Origin of the sequence: Pseudomonas haemolytica, from assembly GCF_009659625.1 — a bacterium.
Taxonomy (GTDB): Bacteria; Pseudomonadota; Gammaproteobacteria; order Pseudomonadales; family Pseudomonadaceae; genus Aquipseudomonas; species Aquipseudomonas haemolytica.
The window spans coordinates 237,490-255,917 of the sequence record NZ_VOIW01000005.1; the positions used below are offsets into that span (position 1 = coordinate 237,490).

General features: G+C 58.8%; 18 protein-coding genes and 1 pseudogene. 11 read left to right on the forward strand and 8 right to left on the reverse strand.

The genetic code is table 11. The features are described from left to right. Positions 1-112: 112 nt before the first annotated feature. The 3 genes and pseudogenes from FRT59_RS17715 to FRT59_RS17725 form a co-directional block, all read right to left on the reverse strand. Positions 113-223: pseudogene (locus FRT59_RS17715) on the reverse strand (VOC family protein); the annotation flags it as partial. A gap of 103 nt (positions 224-326) precedes the next feature. After that, positions 327-1,046, reverse strand: coding sequence for an SDR family NAD(P)-dependent oxidoreductase (locus tag FRT59_RS17720; RefSeq protein ID WP_153871855.1), 720 nt, complete (start codon positions 1,044-1,046; stop codon positions 327-329). A 65-nt stretch (positions 1,047-1,111) separates the two neighbouring features. Continuing rightward, on the reverse strand, positions 1,112-2,296 hold the full coding sequence (locus FRT59_RS17725; protein WP_153871856.1) for an MFS transporter: 1,185 nt from the start codon (positions 2,294-2,296) through the stop codon (positions 1,112-1,114). Positions 2,297-2,390: 94 nt separating this feature from the next. On the opposite strand from FRT59_RS17725, the gene FRT59_RS17730 reads away from it, so the two are divergent. The 3 genes from FRT59_RS17730 to FRT59_RS17740 all read left to right on the forward strand — a co-directional run bounded on the left by FRT59_RS17730 (position 2,391) and on the right by FRT59_RS17740 (position 5,586). Continuing rightward, positions 2,391-3,278: a LysR substrate-binding domain-containing protein gene (locus FRT59_RS17730; RefSeq protein ID WP_153871857.1), complete on the forward strand. Its 888-nt coding sequence runs from the start codon at positions 2,391-2,393 to the stop codon at positions 3,276-3,278. Between the two features lie 113 nt (positions 3,279-3,391). Beyond that, complete coding sequence (locus tag FRT59_RS17735; protein ID WP_153871858.1) at positions 3,392-4,003, forward strand: hypothetical protein; 612 nt, start codon at positions 3,392-3,394, stop codon at positions 4,001-4,003. A gap of 368 nt (positions 4,004-4,371) precedes the next feature. Continuing rightward, a complete protein-coding gene (locus FRT59_RS17740; RefSeq protein ID WP_153871859.1) occupies positions 4,372-5,586 on the forward strand; it encodes an aldose 1-epimerase family protein in 1,215 nt (404 codons plus the stop codon). A gap of 21 nt (positions 5,587-5,607) precedes the next feature. Here the strand turns inward: FRT59_RS17740 and FRT59_RS17745 are convergent, their stop codons facing one another. Continuing rightward, the gene (locus FRT59_RS17745) at positions 5,608-5,724 is read right to left on the reverse strand and encodes a magnesium chelatase subunit ChlI family protein (RefSeq protein ID WP_411828935.1); all 117 of its coding nucleotides are present in this window, start codon (positions 5,722-5,724) and stop codon (positions 5,608-5,610) included. A 98-nt stretch (positions 5,725-5,822) separates the two neighbouring features. Between FRT59_RS17745 and hchA the strand changes: the two genes are divergently transcribed. Together hchA and FRT59_RS17755 are read left to right on the forward strand one after the other, a co-directional pair. Beyond that, entirely contained in the window at positions 5,823-6,701 is an 879-nt protein-coding gene (hchA, locus tag FRT59_RS17750; protein ID WP_153871861.1) for a glyoxalase III HchA, read from the forward strand. Between the two features lie 23 nt (positions 6,702-6,724). Next, positions 6,725-7,417 carry a PA1136 family autoinducer-binding transcriptional regulator gene (locus tag FRT59_RS17755; RefSeq protein ID WP_153871862.1) on the forward strand — a complete coding sequence of 231 codons (693 nt, stop codon included), beginning with the start codon at positions 6,725-6,727 and terminating at the stop codon, positions 7,415-7,417. 26 nt (positions 7,418-7,443) lie between these two features. Here FRT59_RS17755 and FRT59_RS17760 read toward each other — a convergent pair whose 3' ends face one another. After that, positions 7,444-8,589, reverse strand: coding sequence for a serine hydrolase domain-containing protein (locus FRT59_RS17760; protein ID WP_153871863.1), 1,146 nt, complete (start codon positions 8,587-8,589; stop codon positions 7,444-7,446). A 57-nt stretch (positions 8,590-8,646) separates the two neighbouring features. Then, positions 8,647-9,714: a fatty acid desaturase gene (locus FRT59_RS17765; RefSeq protein ID WP_153871864.1), complete on the reverse strand. Its 1,068-nt coding sequence runs from the start codon at positions 9,712-9,714 to the stop codon at positions 8,647-8,649. A gap of 305 nt (positions 9,715-10,019) precedes the next feature. Between FRT59_RS17765 and FRT59_RS17770 the strand changes: the two genes are divergently transcribed. Beyond that, positions 10,020-10,583, forward strand: a complete 564-nt coding sequence (locus FRT59_RS17770) for a recombinase family protein (RefSeq protein WP_153871865.1) — start codon at positions 10,020-10,022, stop codon at positions 10,581-10,583. 95 nt (positions 10,584-10,678) lie between these two features. After that, the gene (locus FRT59_RS17775; protein ID WP_153871866.1) at positions 10,679-11,197 is read left to right on the forward strand and encodes a GNAT family N-acetyltransferase; all 519 of its coding nucleotides are present in this window, start codon (positions 10,679-10,681) and stop codon (positions 11,195-11,197) included. Here FRT59_RS17775 and FRT59_RS17780 read toward each other — a convergent pair. Beyond that, the gene (locus FRT59_RS17780) at positions 11,194-11,814 is read right to left on the reverse strand and encodes a LysE family translocator (RefSeq protein ID WP_153871867.1); all 621 of its coding nucleotides are present in this window, start codon (positions 11,812-11,814) and stop codon (positions 11,194-11,196) included. The genes FRT59_RS17775 and FRT59_RS17780 overlap by 4 nt on opposite strands. 281 nt (positions 11,815-12,095) lie before the next feature. Here FRT59_RS17780 and FRT59_RS17785 point away from each other — a divergent pair, with 281 nt between their 5' ends. From FRT59_RS17785 to FRT59_RS17795, 3 genes are all read left to right on the forward strand, one after another. Next, positions 12,096-12,629: a sigma-70 family RNA polymerase sigma factor gene (locus FRT59_RS17785; RefSeq protein WP_198809852.1), complete on the forward strand. Its 534-nt coding sequence runs from the start codon at positions 12,096-12,098 to the stop codon at positions 12,627-12,629. Next, positions 12,626-13,594, forward strand: a complete 969-nt coding sequence (locus FRT59_RS17790) for a FecR domain-containing protein (protein WP_153871868.1) — start codon at positions 12,626-12,628, stop codon at positions 13,592-13,594. Before FRT59_RS17785 ends, FRT59_RS17790 begins: the two co-directional genes overlap by 4 nt. Before the next feature lie 76 nt (positions 13,595-13,670). Continuing rightward, on the forward strand, positions 13,671-16,100 hold the full coding sequence (locus tag FRT59_RS17795; RefSeq protein WP_153871869.1) for a TonB-dependent siderophore receptor: 2,430 nt from the start codon (positions 13,671-13,673) through the stop codon (positions 16,098-16,100). A 198-nt stretch (positions 16,101-16,298) separates the two neighbouring features. On the opposite strand, the gene FRT59_RS17800 is transcribed toward FRT59_RS17795, so the two are convergent. Then, the gene (locus FRT59_RS17800; RefSeq protein ID WP_153839610.1) at positions 16,299-17,213 is read right to left on the reverse strand and encodes a LysR family transcriptional regulator; all 915 of its coding nucleotides are present in this window, start codon (positions 17,211-17,213) and stop codon (positions 16,299-16,301) included. 151 nt (positions 17,214-17,364) lie between these two features. Between FRT59_RS17800 and FRT59_RS17805 the strand changes: the two genes are divergently transcribed. Further along, positions 17,365-18,375, forward strand: coding sequence for a zinc-dependent alcohol dehydrogenase family protein (locus FRT59_RS17805; protein ID WP_153871870.1), 1,011 nt, complete (start codon positions 17,365-17,367; stop codon positions 18,373-18,375). The last annotated feature ends 53 nt before the right edge of the window (positions 18,376-18,428 follow it).

The following is an 18,428-nucleotide window of genomic DNA, read 5'->3' on the forward strand; positions in this document are numbered from 1 at the left end:
GCGCAGCGTGGCTTCGAACATAGGCCGGTATTGTCCGGGTCGCAACCTGGCGGTCCGATGCATGACTTTTTTTGGCGCATGGGTGAAGCGCGGGGGCTCGAGCGCTCCCACATCAGCCTCCGGCAATGGCCGCTTCGATAGCCGCAATATCGATCTTGGTCATGCTCATCACCGCGTCAAACGCACGCTTGGCGATGGCCGGGTCTCTGCTGGTCACGGCATCGCCGTTGTACCAGAGGCAGATCGTATTTTTATTGTTCATCGCAAGCTCCTCAGGTTGATAGGAGTGTGAAGTCTAGACGATAGCCCCTGGCGTTCTTCTCGGTTTAAAACCGCTCATCCAGAATCGCCGGCAAGGTGATGTCCTTGACGAAACTGGCCGAAGACAGGCTCAGCGTCATGCGCACCACCAGCACCACGTCATGCACCGGAATCGACTGGCCTTCACCGCGCTGCGCCGCGACTGCGAGCGGTGTGCTCAACGGGTCTTGGGTGTTCAGGTAACCGAGGTTCAGGCAGGTGACGCCCAGGCGCTGCTGCCGATAGCCTTCACGCAAGGCATCGGCAATCCCGCGCAGGGCAAATTTGGAAGCGCCGAACGCCACCTCCGGCCGGCCACTTTGCGGCAGGCCGGAGGTCGAGCCGGTCAGGATAATCCTCGGGTTGGCGCTTTTAAGTAGCACCGGCAGCAGGCGTTTGATCAGCAGCAGGGTAGAGGTGATGTTGCAGGTGACAATAGCTTCAAGCTGCTCATCACTGTCGCCCAGAAAGTTGTACGCCGGATCAAAGGCAAACTCTTCCCAGATACCCAGGTTGTAGATCAGCGTATCCAGCCCGCCCTGAGCCACTGCGGCTTCAATGACCTGCGCCGCCTTGGCGGGTTCGGCCAGGTTGGCTTCGACCCACTGCACCTGCACATCAGGGTTGTGGTCGAGCTGCTCGGGACGGCTGCGGGACACGCCGATCAGCGTATCCCCAGGCTCGCCCAAACCCTCGATCAGGGCTTTGCCCAGGCCTTTGCTGGCGCCAACTACCATGGTTTTCATTACGCGTCTCCTTGACTAGGGGGCGTAGTTATAAGGTAGTTGGCGGGGCCTTTCCAGCTTGCTGCTCAGGCCTCCACGGTTTCCCGGCAATTACGCAAACCCGCACGCCGCGAACGCCAGCCCAAACCCAGCACCATCAGCAAGCCCAAGCCCGCCATCAGCGCGCCCGCCAAGGAAATGGCCGGGTAGCCCAGCCCGGCGTTGATCACCGCGCCGCCCAATGCCGCGCCAATCGCATTACCGAAATTGAACGCACCAATGTTCATCGCCGAAGCCAGGTTAGGCGCATCCTTTGCAGCCTCCATCACCCGCATCTGCAACGGTGGCACCAAGGCAAAACTGGCGGCGCCCCACAGCAGGATCGACAAGGCGGCGGGCAGCGGCCATTGCATCAGCACCGAGAAGGCCAGCAGCACGGCTATCAACACCACCAGCGAGGTGATCAAGGTACGGTCCACCGAACGGTCCGCCGACTTGCCACCCCACACGTTGCCGAGGGTCAGCCCGACACCGAACAGCACCAGCATCCCGGTGACGAAGTTGGTCGAGGCGTGGGTGACATCGCGCAGAATCGGCGCGATATAGGTGAACACCGTGAACATCGCACTGGAGCCCACCACAGTCAGCGCCAGCGCGGCCAGCACCGGCCCGCGACCCAGTACGCGAATTTCCGCCATCAGGCTGCCACCTTTTGGCGCGGGCGTATTCGGCAACGCCCACCACAGCGCCGCCATCACCACCGCACCGAGCCCACTGATGCCCCAGAACGCCGTACGCCAACCGAAGTTTTCGCCAAACCAGGTGGCCAAGGGCACACCGCCAATAGTCGCCAGGGTCAGCCCCAGAAACATCGCCGCGACGGCACCCGCACGCTTCTCCGGCGCGACCACACTCGCGGCCACAATCGAGCCAATACCGAAGAAGGCCCCGTGGTTCAGCGACGTCACCAGCCTGGCGATCATCAAGGTCTGGTAGTCGGTGGCCAGCGCCGACAGCAAATTACCCAAGGTGAAAATCGCCATCAGCCCGATCAGCAGATAACGGCGTGGCACCCTGGCCGTGGCGAGGGTCATGATCGGCGCGCCAATCAGTACGCCCATGGCATAGGCACTCACCAACAGCCCAGCGGCGGGGATGGAGACATCAAGATCGGCGGCAATACCGGGCAACATGCCCATAGGGGCAAACTCTGTGACCCCGATGCCAAAGGCACCGATGGACAACGCTACAAGGGGTGGATTGATACGCATGGGTGACTCCTCATCTGTGAGTCAAATGCTACAATCCTGCCTTTTCAAGCAGTAGCCCACGGTTGGGAACTACAGCTTTGCGCAGGGAGCACAAATGGACATAGGCGGTCGGTCGGGAGAGATGGAAGTGTTCGCCATGGTCGCCGAGCACGGCAGCCTGTCGGGCGCGGCGCGAGCCCTGGGGCTGACGCCATCGGCCATCAGCCGCATCATCACCCGCACCGAACGGCGCATCGGCACCCGGTTACTGCTACGCACCACCCGAGCAATCACCTTCACAGCCGAAGGCGAAGCCTACCTGCGCGGCGCCCGCCGCATCCTCGCGGACATGGCCGAAGTCGAAGACGCCATCACCGACCAGGGCGCCCCACGCGGGCGCCTGCGAGTCAGCGCCGCCCTGGCCCATGGCCGCCTGACCATCGTGCCGCTGATCGCCGCCTTCAGCGCCCGCTATCCCGCCATCGTTGTAGACCTGATGCTCGGCGATGAAGTCGTGGACATCCTCGGCGGCCAGGCCGACGTCGCCATCCGCTTCGGCCCACTCGCCGACAGCCCCCTGAGCGCCCGCCACATCGGCTCCACCGGCCAAGTCATCGTCGCCTCCCCGGACTACCTGGCACGCCACGGCACGCCGGTGACGCCGCAGGATTTACTCCAGCACAACTGCTTGCGCTTCAACTTCCGCCGGGCGGCGCCGGATTGGCCATTTCGGGTAGATGGGCGCGAGTTTTCGCTGAAAGTGGCGGGGACGATTGAGGGCAATAGTGGAGAGGCGTTGGCGCAGTTGGCGAAGCTGGGGGCGGGTATTACGCGGATTGGGGCGTTTAGTGTGTTGGAGGAAGTGAGGCGGGGGGAGTTGGTGGTGTTGCTGGAGAGGTTTAACCCGGGGGATGTGGAGCCGATTCATGCGGTGTTTGTGGGGGGAGCGGCGATGCCGGCAAGGGTGAGGGCGTTTGTAGATTTTTTGGTGGAGCGGCGATAGGGCGAGGTGAATGGAGGGTTTTTCCCAAAAGATGAACTCACTATTGAGTCCCATGAACGAGGGGCGATAATAAGCTCGACTTTGTAAAGTATTCACCGGAGGGAGTTGTAGTAATGGACGTTGAGCAGATTATAAAAATTATTTTGGCGTTGGCCGCGATGGCGGGCATCGCTAAAATAATTTATGAGTTTTCTATGGGAAGCAGGCTCCGCCTAAAAGACGATTATCGATTCGCAAAAGAGTTCTTGGGAGACATCGAAGCAAACCCAAAACTACATCATCTTGTTATTGAGCGAGGGTACTATGCGATTGCCGGAACTGTGTCGATGAAAGTTTCGGAAATTAAATATTTAATTTCGTTGTCTGACGCCGAAAGACGGCTCAAGGATTATGTTTTGGCGCGTAGATATGTAGAGCTAGTAGAGGCGAGTAATAAAATAGATTTTCGGTATAAATATAAAAAACACTTTTCCAGAGTTTGGAGAAAAGCCCTTGCAATACTCGTTTACATGGTAGGGTGCTTCCTTGCTTTTTCTCCATTTTTAATGATTAAGTCGTTGGGGCTGGAGCCAAAATACTTGCTCTTGGTTTTGTTTACGCTACCCTGTTTCGGATTTTTTGCTGTGGATGCATTAAGGAGTTTCGTGAAAATTGCAAGAGGAGAAGCACTCGTTAAAGAGCAACAGGAAAACTCCCCGTTAATTTTTATAAGTAAACGGCCTTAGGTGTCGTAGTGAGCGTCCTTCATGCCTGGCTCATTCAAGGCTGGTATATCATAATGCAGCCTAAAGTGTGATGTTCGGGCGGGTCTATTTGAGTCAAGCGAGTTTCTGCCTTTTGGTTTTATAAAATGAGCATTTCCTCAATCTGGTCTAACTTTCTTGTTGATGCAAATGCTTCGCCAAGTAACGCGAGGGCTCTCTGAAGGTTATTTACCTTTTGGGGGCTGGTTTGCTGGCTACAGCATCGACTCACTTTTCCGACTCGTCACCATTCTTTCTTGGCATTTCCCCGCGTCGTGTCGTTTTTGAAGCTTGCTGAAACGTTTCATCGAGTTTATAAAACCCGCACAACTCCAAGAAAGGCTACCGCCATGACCCCGCTCAAACTCTTCCTCGCCCTCAGCACACTGTCCGCCACCTCCCACGCCCTAGCCTGGGATTACGTCTTGCTCGACACCGACAAAGCCGCCCAGAACTGGCAGGTCACCAGCCAGCAACTCGGCATACACACCGACACACCCTTCAGCGTTACCCTGCGCACCTTGCACGGCGGTCGGCAGGAGGGCGTCAGCATTGTCGACATCGATAACGGCACGATGAAACTCTCGGTGGTGCCGACTCGCGGAATGAACGTCTTGCAGGCCTCGGTCGGCGATGTGCGCATGGGCTGGGATTCGCCGGTCAAGGACGTGGTCAATCCGTCCTTCATCGAACTCAATGGCCGCGGTGGCCTGGGCTGGTTGGAAGGTTTCAACGAGCTGGTCGCTCGCTGCGGATACGAATGGGTCGGCCACCCCGGCGTCGACAACGGCGAACTGCTGACCCTGCACGGTCGGGCTGCCAATATTCCTGCGAATAAAGTCACCCTGCACATTGATGAAAAACCCCCGTACGCCATCACCCTGCGTGGCGAACTGAAAGAGCAGGCGTTCAAGAAGGTCGATTTCTCTGTCGCGACCGAACTGGTCACCGAGCCCGGTAGTGTAGTGTTCGCCCTCAACGATACGCTGACCAACAACGGCGACTATCCGAAGGAATACCAGGCGCTGTACCACAGTAACTTCAGCACGCCGTTCCTGGAGCAGGGCGCTCGTTTTGCCGCACCGGTGAAACAGGTGTCGCCGTTCAACGACAAGGCCAAGGGCGATCTGCCCGACTGGCAAACCTACCGCGCACCGACCAAGGACTACGACGAAACGGTTTACAACGTGGTGCCGTATGCCGACGCCAAGGGCGATACGTTGACCGTGTTGCATAACAAGGCTGGCAGCCTCGGCGTTTCGGTCGGCTTCAATACCCAGACACTACCGGTATTTTCCCTGTGGAAAAACACCGATACCCAAGGCCAGGGCTATGTCACGGGGCTGGAGCCGGGGACTAGTTTTTCCTACAACCGCCGTTATCAGCGGCCACTGAACCTGGTGCCCACCATTGGGCCGAAGGAACACAAGCAGTTCCGCATCAGCTACAGCTTGTTGGCGGATAAGGCGGCTGTAGACAAGGCCTTGAAGCAGGTGAGCGAGATTCAGGCGGGGCGGGAGACTGAGGTGCGGCAGACGCCGTTGGTTGATCTGACCAAGGGGTGACACCGGCAGGTGCGTTGTCGGTCAATATTGCTGCCCCTCGGCCAGATGTTTGCGTGTTATTTCGCCGGCTTGTTCAAGGTCCGACAGCGTGCGCGTGACCTTGAACAGTCGATGGCACGGCTGCGCTACAGCCCACACGCGTGTCAAGCCTGCACTGAGGGAAATCCCTCATTGCAGCACCTCCGTCCCCCTACTAGCATGAGCCACGAAACCCACCCAGTTCAAAGGGAAAGCTCATGACGACCCATCACAGTGACGACAAGCAACCCACCCCGGATCAGGCCGAAGACAACGCGTTTTTCCCGTCTCCCTATTCCCTCAGCCAATTCACCTCACCCAAATCCGACCTCAGTGGCGCCGACTATCCCAACCCCTACACGGGCGGGCGCTGGAAGGTCCTGGTGATCGGTGCTGATGAGCGCTACCTGCTGACTGACAACGGCACGATGTTCTCCACGGGCAATCACCCGGTCGAAACCTTGCTGCCCATGTATCACCTGGATAAAGCCGGCTTCGATTTCGACATCGCGACCCTGTCGGGCAACCCGGTGAAGTTCGAATTCTGGGCCATGCCTTCCGAAGACGTGGAAGTGCAGGGCTTTTATGCCAAGTACCGCAACCAGTTCAAGCGCCCGCTCAAGCTGGCCGAGGTGATTGAAAATGCGCTGGGCGAGGACTCGGACTATATCGGCGTGTTTATCCCGGGTGGGCATGGTGCGTTGATCGGCTTGCCAGAGAGTGCCGAGGTGAAGACGGTGCTGGAGTGGATGGTCGCGAAGGACAAGTTCGTGATTTCGCTGTGTCATGGCCCGGCTGCGCTGCTCGCGGCGGGTGTGGGTGAGTCCAGGGACGCTTATCTGTTCAGCGGTTATAAGATCTGCGCGTTTCCCGACGCTCTCGATGCCACGACCCCCGACATTGGCTATATGCCGGGCCATCTGACCTGGAAGTTCGGCGAGCAACTGCAGGCGCTGGGGGTTGAGATTGTCAATCAGGACATATCCGGAGCGACGTTGCAGGATCGCAAGCTGCTGACCGGTGACAGTCCCTTGGCAGGCAACAACCTTGGCAAGCTGGCGGCGGATGCATTGCTGAAGGCGGTTGCGGCGCAGTGAGTGAGGCCACTGCTGAGAGGGCTATGCGCGCCGTTCTAGAGATTGAGGCGGCGCAGAAGCTTGAGGCGGTCCAACAGGCGGTACGCAGTTTCGCCAGGCCCTACGGCTATGATCGGTTTGTGCTGTTTTCCGCTTCCCCGGTGAGCGATGAAGTGGTTGAGCGCATTTACTGGGTGGAAGGCGATTGGTTCGGTGACAGCCAACGTGTTGACGCCCGGACCTATGTGCGTCGCTGCCCGTTCACGCGCCATGTCCTGGAGGCACGTGAAGCCTTCTTTTGGAGCAAGGTGCAGGAGCAAGGCGGGGAGCTCTACCAGGTCGTGCGTGCGCCGAGTGGCTCTGGCGTGCAAGGGTTGCAGGTGCCGGTGTTCGGGCCGCAAGGGCTTGAGGGCGCCATGAGCCTGGGCGGCGAGCAGGTGGAAGGTTCGGCACGCGTACGTCTGGGGTTGTGTATGGTCGCCACAGCGGCTTTTTTCTGTGCACGCAGGTTGCTTGAGCCGCCTGTGGGTGAATGGGCAGGCAAGCTTTCGCAGCGCGAGCGGGAAGTGCTGGCGTGGACGGCTGCTGGCCGGCGTCAGGCAGATATTGCAGCTACCCTCGGTTTGTCGGAGCGCACCGTGGAGAATCACTTGCGTTCGGCGCGCCGGCGTCTCGGGGTGGCGACAACGGCGCAAGCCATCAGGATCGCCATTCGTAACGGGGAGATTGAGGGTTGAAGCAGAGACTCAATCGCCTATATTGCTTAAAGCGCCGCATACACCAGAGAAGACAGCCGCCCAGGGCGCGGATCAATCATCGAGTGGCTGCCCGAGGTGGTGGTGACAAAACCAAAGCTGACTTGTGCTTCGGGGTCGGTAAAACTTATCGGGCCGCCCAGGCCGATATGGCCGAAGGTGTGTGGGCCCATCGCGTGGGACGCCGACGGGTCACGTTGTTGCTCCAGCATGCAGCCTAATCCATAACGCATCGGGCGCATCCACACGCGATCCATGCCATGGCTGTGCTCTTGCGTGAACTCATTGAGCAGTTCGCGACCGATAAAATTTCCCGCCAGTAATGCACTGTAGAACCCGGCCAGGCCGTGGGCGGTGCCATGGGCACACACGGCCGGTTGCCGATAGGCCCACCAACGCGGGTCGCTGGTGCGCCTGGGCACCATGCCGGGGTTGGTGAAGGCGAGGGTGGCGATATGCGTTGGCTGGCTTTTCAGCACGGTTCGCAATGCTTGCGAATAGGGATCACCGACTCGCCCCGTGGCACTGTCGAAACGCGCGATACGATGAAAGTGTTGCTCGTCCACGCCCAGGTGAACCTCGAGGCCATGGGGATCCAGAATCTCTGCGTGGATAAAGGCACAGGGATCGCGCCCGTCGACCCGGCGAATCAGCTCACCGAGAATCCAGCCAAACGTAGTGGTGCCGTAGCCCAGGTCGGTTCCCGCGGCCCACCACAGTGGCTCGGCTTCCAGCACCCGCAGCATATGTTCCCAGTCATACATCCTCGGGTTACGGTCGGGCGCACGCAGCGCCGGCAGGCCGGCAGTGTGGTTCATTACCTGGCGCAAGGTGACCTTGGCTTTGCCGCTCTGGGCGAACTCCGGCCAGTAACGGGCCACCGGCGCGTCCAGTTCCAACTTGCCTGCTTCGACCAGCATCAGAACGGCCACCGCGACGTAGGGTTTTATCACGCAAAAGGTATTGGCCAGGGTCTGGTGGGTCCAGGGTTGCGTGCCCTCTTGATCGGCCACGCCAGCCCACAGGTCAATAACCCTTTCTGCGCCTACCTGCACGCAAAGCCCGGCCCCACGTTCCTGCGGATCATCAAACATGTCTTCGAAGGCTTGCTTGACTGCTTCGAACTGTTTCGCACAGATTCCTTGTGCTTTCATACTTCAGCTCCTTGTATATGAAGTAGTGCCTTTGATACTTGCTGGACTTGAATGCATTCACCCTCGCGACCGAGTTTTAGAGTGGTCCATGCAATAGCGGTTGGCGCGATGGTATGTGCCAAAGTCATTGAACCTGACACCTGCCTGCGCCATGACTTTATGGGCATAAGGTGCTGTCATCTGGCGGAGATAAAACGGGTCTCTGACCACGAAGTGATGAATGCTGTGGGTGCTGCCGAAGTTGAAGCAGAACAGCTGGAATGGCCACAGCCACCAAGGGTTCATGACTTGAGTTTGTTGTATCGCATTGCGTGGTGCTACGTCACCGTAATAGTGCATGTTTGAACTGATAAAAAACAGGCAGAACTGGCGTATCATATTCGGCGCAATAAGGATGACGACGGCGCTGTCGACAATATTCATCAACTTCAATGTCGCAGCAGAAGTGTAAGCCTCCGTTCCCATGATGGGCGCCAGCCAGGCATACAGGTGGTAGCCGAGGAACACATACCAGCACCCCCAATACAGCAGCCCGAAAGGCGTGTTGAGGCGGATAATCTTGCCCAACAATCTTACCTTTTGCCGCCAGCCCGGCGCGAACACCGCATTTAGAAAGCCAAAGACAAAACCATCTAGCAGTTTCAATAACCTTAGTAGGCCCCACGGGCTACCACTGGTGGTGATCCAGGCCTCCACATCCGAATCAGTTCCGGACTCTTTATGGTGATGAAAGTGCAGGTTGCGTCTTAACCAGGGGCTGGGCATTCCCGGTCGAGCCAGCCAGCAGAAAAACATCATGGCATTATGGGCCAACGGCTGTTTTCTGAAATAAAGACGGTGAATCAAATCATGTTCGATTTCATGAATAAACGAAGTCAGCAGCGCGTTGATCAAAATACACCCCCATGCGGGGATAGAGCCGTTGATGTAGAGCCCTCCCGTGACAATCATGCCAGCCAGGGAAAACACCATGACACTCGCCCCCAGCGTATTTTGATACTGCAGGATCGGATACCGCTTGCGCAGGTAATTGCCATGATCGGTAATACTGCGGGTTACGTTGTCAATTTTTTCCTGATCGGTAGTTAGTCGATCAATTTCGATGGCGTTTTCCAAGACTTTCATCTACTTATCCTCCGCTTGCATCGCGAAATTACCGGGCCTGATAAACCGGTCAAGTCAATTGCCTGAGCTATAAAACAGTAGGTGTGCAAATTCAGTGCATGTCATTCAATAAATGCAAAATCGACGGGTTAAAAATAATTTGTTAGCATCCTTCAAGCTTCAAAATGATAAGACAAGTTAAATTCTTTGCAACTGTGTATTTTGGGTGGGTTCAGTGTTACAGGTGTTTGTGTAAAGAATTGTTATTTAGTGACACTTTGTACAAGTATAAAAGGACTGCGTACAAGTATTGCCAAGGAGGCATCATGAGATTGCATCGCGTCAGGTATTTGCGGCTCCCGTTAGAAGCGCTCGAGGGCATCGTAGAGAACATGGGCAGCCATGACGTGTTTGACGCCGTATTTTGTGACGAGCCTGCAGATAATTGCGTGAATCGCGCAGGCTTTGAACGGCTAATCCGCTACCTACAATGCGGAGATACTGTAGTAGTGGACAGCATGGCATCGCTCTCCTCCAGTACGGAGCAACTGTGCACTCTCATTCGCACACTGATTGAAAAACAGGTCACGCTAGAGTTTTTGCATGAAAACCTGATTTTTCGCCATGACCGTCTTGAAGTTGTGAAGCCCATCATCGCAGTCATGGAGCTGATTGCGGAGTTTGAACGCGCTGCAACGAGAGAAAAGCAGGCAGCAGGCATTGCCACTGCAAAAGTTCGCGGGTCGTATAGGGGGCGCAAGAAGAAACTGTCTGACAATCAGGTTGTAAGTTTAATTGACCGCGCTGGCGCTGGAGAAAGCAAATCCAAATTGGCGCGGGATTTTGATATCAGTCGTCAGACCCTTTATCGATACTTGCGATCTACATAGCGGCCCTCCCGGCAGTCACAGCGAAACTTATTTCGTCATACACGCGCATGCATACTGAGATCACCTCATTCAATGTCCGATAAAGGCATACGTCCATGATCCGCAAGGCCTTACCCTCCGATGCACAGGCCATCGCCCAGGTGCATATCAGCAGTTGGCAAGCCGCCTATCGTGACGTGATGCCTGCCCAATTCTTGAAGGGATTGGAATCAACGCTGGCTCGACGTGAAGCTTACTGGGTTCGCTCGATTGCATCAGGTGAGCCGATTGTATGGGTTGCCGAGGTGAACCAGCAGGTTGTTGGCTGGATTGCCGTCGGCGCCAGCCGTGACGAGGATGCCATTGGGAGCAATGCAGGTGAGGTCATGGCCATCTACGTTCTGGCCGAGTATTGGCAAACTGGCGTCGGGATAGCCTTGTGGAAGGCGGGCCTGCAGGACTTGCTGGAGCAGGGGTATCAGCGTTTGACCCTGTGGGTCCTGGCTGGTAATGAAAGGGCTATCCGCTTTTATCACCGCGCAGGATGTATCGAGGAAGCAGGAACTGCGCGCCATCTTGAGAGGGGCGGTGTACCTCTGGTGGAGGTCAGGTATGGTCTGCCCATACAGCGTTAAGCCCTGCGCGCCGTCAACAACACCGTCGCCGCCGCCGACAGCAACCCCGCGCAGCAGCGATTGAAGATGTGTTTGCCCCGTGGCTCGGCAAACCAGCGACGCATATGCAGGCCCATATAGGCGTAGGCGCTGATGGCGACCCACTCCAGCGCCAGGAACATCGCGCCCAGCAGGGCAAATTGCGCGGTGATGGGCTGACCGGGTACTACGAACTGCGGGAGGAAGGCAGTGAAGATCAGGATGGCTTTTGGATTGCCCGCCGCTACCAGAAACTCTTGCCGCGCCAAGGCCCACAAACCGACTTTATTCGTGGCAGTGTCCGCCTCTCTCTGCGGGTCGGCACGCCACAGTTGATAGGCCAGGTAAAACAGGTACGCCGCGCCAAGAATCTTGATCCCATAGAACAACAGCTCCGACGTTTGCAGTACCACCGCCAACCCGGCGGAGGCGAGGGCAATCATGCCGGCGAAGGCCAGCAGGCGGCCGATACCGGCCAGGCAGGAAGTGCGGTAGCCATAGCGGGTAGCGTTGCTCACTGACAACAGGTTGTTGGGGCCGGGCGCCATGTTCAGGGCGAAGCAGGCGGGAAGGAAGAGGGCGAGAGTGGCGAGGTCCATGGCGGCTCCGGATTGGCAGGTGTCAGGTGTATGAGCATATATTGGTGCTGAAGGTTGCCAGCAAAGTCAGCACAGCTTCCGCGATCAGTTTTTCGTCGTATTTCATTATGGTTACTCCACTCGTTTGACGCTGACCAGTCAATCTACGCTCCTGGTATTACGACAGGCACGCGTAGTTGCAGATGTATCCAGCCCTGTGTCAAGTCACAACCTTTTACTTGCGCGAGACCACGCTTTCGCTGATAGAATGAGATGAATTCTCATTAACATCTGTCAATATCGTGCAGTCTACTTCATCGGCAAGCCACCACTCGTCCCAGTCCATTGGTCATCTCTACAGCCACCACCACGGTTGGCTGCAGGGCTGGTTACGCAGGCGCTTGGGCAATGCCGCCGATGCGGCGGACCTGGCCCAGGATACGTTCGTGCGGCTGCTCAGCAGTGGGCCTGGCGAGCCGCCGGACTTTACGACCCCGCGTGCGTATCTGGCCACTGTCGCCAATCGCCTGACCCTCAACCTCTACCGCCGCCGTTCACTGGAGCAAGCCTACCTGGTCGCGTTGGCGCAAACTCCGCAAGAGCTGGCGCCGTCGCTGGAACATCAGGCGTTGGTGCTTGAAGCGCTCGACGAGATCGACCAGCTACTTGCCCTATTGCCCGCCAAAACTCGGCAGGCCTTCCTGATGGCGCAGTTGGAGGGGTACACGCAAGAAGAGATCGCCAGCCGGCTCGATCTGAGCGTGCGTTCGGTGCAACGCTACCTTGCGCGGGCTTTTGAAGAATGCATTGTGCTCGCCAGCCAGTGCGCGGCATGAATAACACGCCCATCGACCGGCGTATTGCCCGCGAAGCGGCCAACTGGTTCGTGCGTTTGCAGAACAGCTGCGCGTGCGCCGCCGAACATGCTGCTGGCGCAGAGTGGCGGGCGCTGCATGCTGATCACGAACGGGCCTGGCAACTGGCGGAGCAGTTCTGCGCTCGGGCCCAGCAGCTTGCCGGACCTGCAGAGCGCGCAGCGCTCGAGCGCCCACGCGGCCTGGAGCGGCGGCAGGTGCTCAAGACCCTGGCGTTGCTGATCGCTGCCGCCCCGCTGGGCATTGCCGCACACCGCAGCCTGCCATGGCGCGAGTGGCAGGCGGACGTACGGACCTCCACGGGGCAGCAGCGTACCCTGAACCTGCCGGATGGCGCGCAGATTCGGCTGAACACCGGCAGCGCTGTCGACATCGCCTACGACGACAGCATGCGTCGCGTACGTCTTATCGCCGGCGAGATGCTCGTCGAGGTGCCCCATAGGCCCGTAGGGCTGGCGTTCCTCGTCGAGACTGGCGAAGCACACATTGCCCTTTTCGGCAGCCGCCTTATGGTGCGCCAATACCCGCACAACACCTACCTGGCCGCGCTGGACGGCGCAGCTGGTGTGCGCCCGCGGCTTGCACGAGGGGAGGACGCCATGATGCGCCTGGCGGCAGGCCGGCAGACCTATGTCAACAACCAGGCGGTGGAACCCCCGATGCCAGTGGCGCAGAACCGTCTGGACTGGCTTGGTGGCGTACTGCGCGCAGAAAAGATGCGCCTGGATGACTTCATCCACGAATTGGATCGCTATCGCCCCGGCTTGGTGCGTTGCGATCCAGCTGTCGCCGGGTTGCTGATTTCCGGCGCTTTCCAGTTGCGCGACACCGACCAGATTCTCAACGCCCTCAGCCAGACGCTGCCGGTGAGTGTCCATTACCGCACGCCTTACTGGGTGACTGTCACGGCACGTACAAACGCGTAAAAAAGAGTGTCGTGTTTTAGTCGAGTTACGTGTCCCTCTCATAACAACATCACTTTCATGGGGCGGGGACGAACACATGGCAACGTCGCAGGGCATGCAACCACTGGCACGGGCAGTACACGCGGCCGCACTGGGCTTGATTATTGCGGGCGGCAGCCTGACTGCCGCTGCGCCGCTGGCCGCCGAGCAAGGCGTGCAGCAGACGCGGGCCTACCAGGTGCCGGCCGGTAACTTGAGTAGCGCACTCTCAACTTTCGCCAGCCAGGCGGGTATTACCCTGCCCATCGAACCGGGCCTGGTGGAAGGTCTGCGCAGCCCTGGCCTGAATGCCGCCACCAGCGTGGAGGGCGGCCTGCAGCAACTGCTACAGGGCACTGGCCTGCAAGTTTCAGCGCAGGGTAATGGCCTCTACCTGCTGACACCGCAGGTCTCGGATACAGCCCTGGAGCTGGGCGCGACCAGCATCACCGGCCAGGGGCTGACCCAGACTACCGAAAACAGCGGCTCCTACACCACCGGGGCTATGCAGACTGCTACCAAGCTGCCCTTGAGCCTGCGCGAAACACCGCAGTCGGTCAGCGTAGTGACGCGCAAGCGCATGGACGACAAAGCCATGACCACCATCAGCGATGTGGTCAAGAGTGCGCCTGGGCTTTTCCTGAATAACGCCGGCGGCGCTGGGCGGCCTACGTTCAGCTCACGGGGTTTTGACGTCGACAACATCATGTACGACGGTTTTCCCACCAGCTTCTTGACCTACCTGCCCAGCGGCGACGCGAACCTGGCGATGTATGACCGGGTGGAGATCGTGCGCGGCCCCAATGGGCTGGCTCAGGGCGCCGGCAGCCCTGCGGGCGCCATCAACCTGGTACGCAAGCGCCCGACCCGGCAGTTCCAGGGCACGCTCACCGGCAGTGCCGGCAGCTGGGACGATTACACCGGCACGCTGGATGTCGGTGGCCCGCTCAGTGACAGCGGCACCCTGCGCGCCCGCACCGTGGTCTCGCGCCAGGACGCCAAAAGTTTCCGTGACTCGGTGAAGAGCGATAATGATCTGTTCTACGGCGTGGTCGATGCCGACCTGAGTGAAAATACCACCCTGACCCTGGGCGGTTACCGGCAGAAGAGCCACACCAACTATATCTGGGGCGGATTGCCGATGGCCCGTGGCGGCGGCCACCTCGGGCTGCCACGCGACACCTTCCTGGGGCATGACTGGGAATACTCGGACAATCGCACCACCGGCTATTTCGCCACCCTGGAGCAAGGCTTGCCCAACGACTGGACGCTGCGTGCGGCCGCCATGCAGTCCAAGACCGACACTGACGTACTGGCCTCGTCGATATGGGAGTACAACCGCCACTATCTGTGGACGGAAGCCATGGAGCAGAAGGAAACCGGCTACGACCTGGCGCTCAGCGGCCCCTTCCAACTGCTCGGTGAGCAGCATGACCTGACCCTGGGCGTCAGCAAGCGCAAGCTGGATTATCGGTCTGGCAAAGCCTGGAGTAATTACATCGACACTGGCATCAATCTCTTCACGTGGGACCCACGGGGACATGCCAAGCCCAATTATGTCAGGGGCGACAACGGCCGCCCTGAGACCACCACTCAGGACAGCGTCTATGCCAGCACCCGTCTGCGCCTGACCGAGCCGCTCTCGCTGATCCTTGGCGGCCGTGTCGACTGGTACGATTTCGAAGACAGTGCCGATCGTGAAAACAACTACAAGGTCACGCGCAATCTGACGCGCTACGCCGGCCTGGTCTACGACCTGGACACCCATCATTCGGTGTATGTCAGCTATACGGATATCTTCAAGCCGCAGACCGAAAAAGGCGTCGACCGTAAAGCGATCGTGCCTATCGTGGGCGAGAACTACGAAGTGGGTATCAAGGGCGAATACTTCGATGGCGCATTGAACGCCAGCATGGCGGTTTTCCAGATCGACCAGAAGAATCGGGCCCAAGATCTGCCTGACATCAAAGGTTGCGGCTCAGGCCCGGCCAGTGCCTGCTCCGAAGCTGCCGGCCTGGTACGCAGCCGTGGCATCGACATGGAGATCCAGGGCGCCCTCACCGATAACTGGCAACTGGCTGCCGGCTACACCTACACCCAGACAAAATACGTCAGTGATGCCAACGCCGCCCGGGAAGGCGAAGACTTCGACCGCAAGAAACCGCGTCAACTGTTCAAGCTCTCGACAATCTACAACCTGCCCGGTGAACTGCAGCGCTGGCGCGTTGGTGGCGATATCTACCAGCAAAGCCGCATCCGCACCGCCGGAGGCGCCGGTGCCACAGCCTGGAAAAACGAGCAGGGCTCGTACACCGTGGTCGGTCTGGTAGCCGGCTACAAGGCCAGTGAGCAACTGGACCTGCAGCTCAACGTCAACAACCTGTTCGACCGTGTGTACTACAGCAGTGTGGCCAGTGGCGGCTATAACCCGTACGACATCTATGGCGACCCACGTAATTTGAAACTGACTGCGCGCTACAGCTTCTAGTGAAGCGATCTTATCGCTAGACCGAAAAATTCCCCCGAGTATCTCGGGGGTACTTTTCGATGGGAAGCCTGACGTGAAAGACGCTGTCCTGTTCTGCATCCCAGCTGACCTCGATGGATCCAGCGTGGGTGGGGCGTACCGGGCATGGACGATTTTGCTCTGATCCCACATTGGGATCGGGCGCAACGGTTGGAGCAACTATTGGCTCAGCCACGCAGCGTGCAGCTGGACAAAGTTCTCCTGCAACCACTCAACAAACACCTGCACCTGCGGTGCCAAGTGTGTCCGGCTTGGGTACAACAGCGACACCGGACGAGGGGCCGGCCGATAGCTGCGCAGGATCTCCACCAGCGCGCCGGTGTGCAGGTGCTCGGCCACCGTGATGCCGGGCGCCTGGATGATGCCGAAGCCCGACACGCCGCACTGCACGTAGGCATTAGACTCAGTGACGGTGATACCCGCTTCACAGAGCAACGTACGATCCTGGCCCTTGACCGAGAAATGCCAAGGCAATGCGCGGTTGCTTTGGCCGGACAGGAAATTGACACCGCGATGGCTGGCCAGGTCCTTGAGGGTTTCGGGGCGGCCATGGGTACGCAGGTAGCCGGGGCTTGCGCAGGTGACCATGGTGGCCCGGGCGATAGGCCGAGCGACCAGGCTTGAATCAGGCAGGTCGCCGATGCGCAACGCACAATCGATGCCTTCGCCAATCAAATCAACGGCCCGGTCGGTCACCCCCAGTATCAGGTTGATGCCGGGAAAACGGTCGGTGAAACCCTTGAGGCTGCTGATCAATTCCATTTGTGCGAAAGCGGTCGGGATATCGATGCGCAGACGGCCGGCAAGCGTCGCCCCGGTACGGTCGAACATGCCGGTGGCGGAGCTGATATCCGCGAGGATGTCCTGCACCCGGGCGTAAAAGCGCTCGCCTTCGGTAGTGAGCGCCACCTTGCGTGTGGTGCGCTGGAACAGACGCACGCCCAATGACGCTTCCAACTCCTGGATATACCGGGTGACTTGGGGGCGGCCGATGTCCAGCGATTCAGCGGCCTTGGTGAAACTGCCGAGCTCCGCCAGCCGGACGAACAGGCGCATTGATTGCAGCAATTCCATGACGGTTCCCATGGCCGGAGGTGATTGTTATCTCAGAATAGAACAATCATGTCTTTTTTTGTGCATTTATTGCGGGTAGCCAGTAGCGAAAAATGCGCCCAAGGCAGATCGATTGTGGTTTGCGGCCATTACCTGCATTGGGAGATTCATCATGAAAGCGTGGTTACTGAAAGACTTCGGCCTAGACAACCTGCAATTGGGTGAAACACCCACCCCACAACCGCGAGCTGGCGAGTTGTTGGTCAAGGTCGGCGCCGTATCTCTCAACTTTCGCGACAAGGCCATCGTTGACGGCATCTATGAGCCGCACAAAGTGCCCAAGCCGTTGATCCCGGTGAGCGACGCTGCCGGCACCGTGGTAGCGGTGGGAGAGGGTGTGACGCGCTTTAACGTCGGCGACCGGGTTAACTCCCATTTGTATTCGCGCTGGCTGGATGGCGAGCCCGGGCCGCACGAACCGGATTACTGCTTCGGTTCGCCGCTGCCGGGCGGCCTGGCCGAGTACATGATCATCCATCAGGACAGCGCCGTGGCCGCGCCCGCCAATATGAGCGATGAAGAGGCGGCTACATTGCCCATTGCCGCGCTCACCGCCTGGTACTCACTGGTGGATTTTGGCCAGATCCTACCGGGGCAAACCGCACTGGTCCAGGGCACAGGCGGGGTCTCCATCTTCGCTGTGCAGATTGCCACCGCGCTTGGTGCAAAGGTGATCGCAACGTCGAGTTCCGACAACAACCTGCACGCCGTCAAGCGTCTGGGAGCGGTAGCCGGCATCAATTACCGGACGACGCCGGACTGGGCGGATGAGGTGCTCAAACTCACCGCAGGCAAGGGTGTCGACCTGCTGCTCGATGTCGCGGGCGGCAGCGGTATCAATCAGTCGGTCGCTGCCACCAAGGCATCCGGGCGCATTGCACAAATCGGCTTTTTGACCGGGCAGACCGTAGCGCTCAACCTGATGCCGCTGATCTTCCGCCAGACCACCCTGCGTGGCATTGCCGTTGCGCCACGTTCATCGTTCGAGCGGATGAATGAGTTCCTCAACCAACACGATATCCGCCCTGTCATCGACCAGGTGTATCCGTTTGAGCAGGCGCGTGAAGCTTACGAGCATCTTGCCAAGGGCGCATTCGGGAAGGTGGTCATCAAGGTGGGTTGAGGGTGCCGCAGGCACTTGCCCTTGGGCCTTGGCCGTTTGCTCGCGCTTTGTCT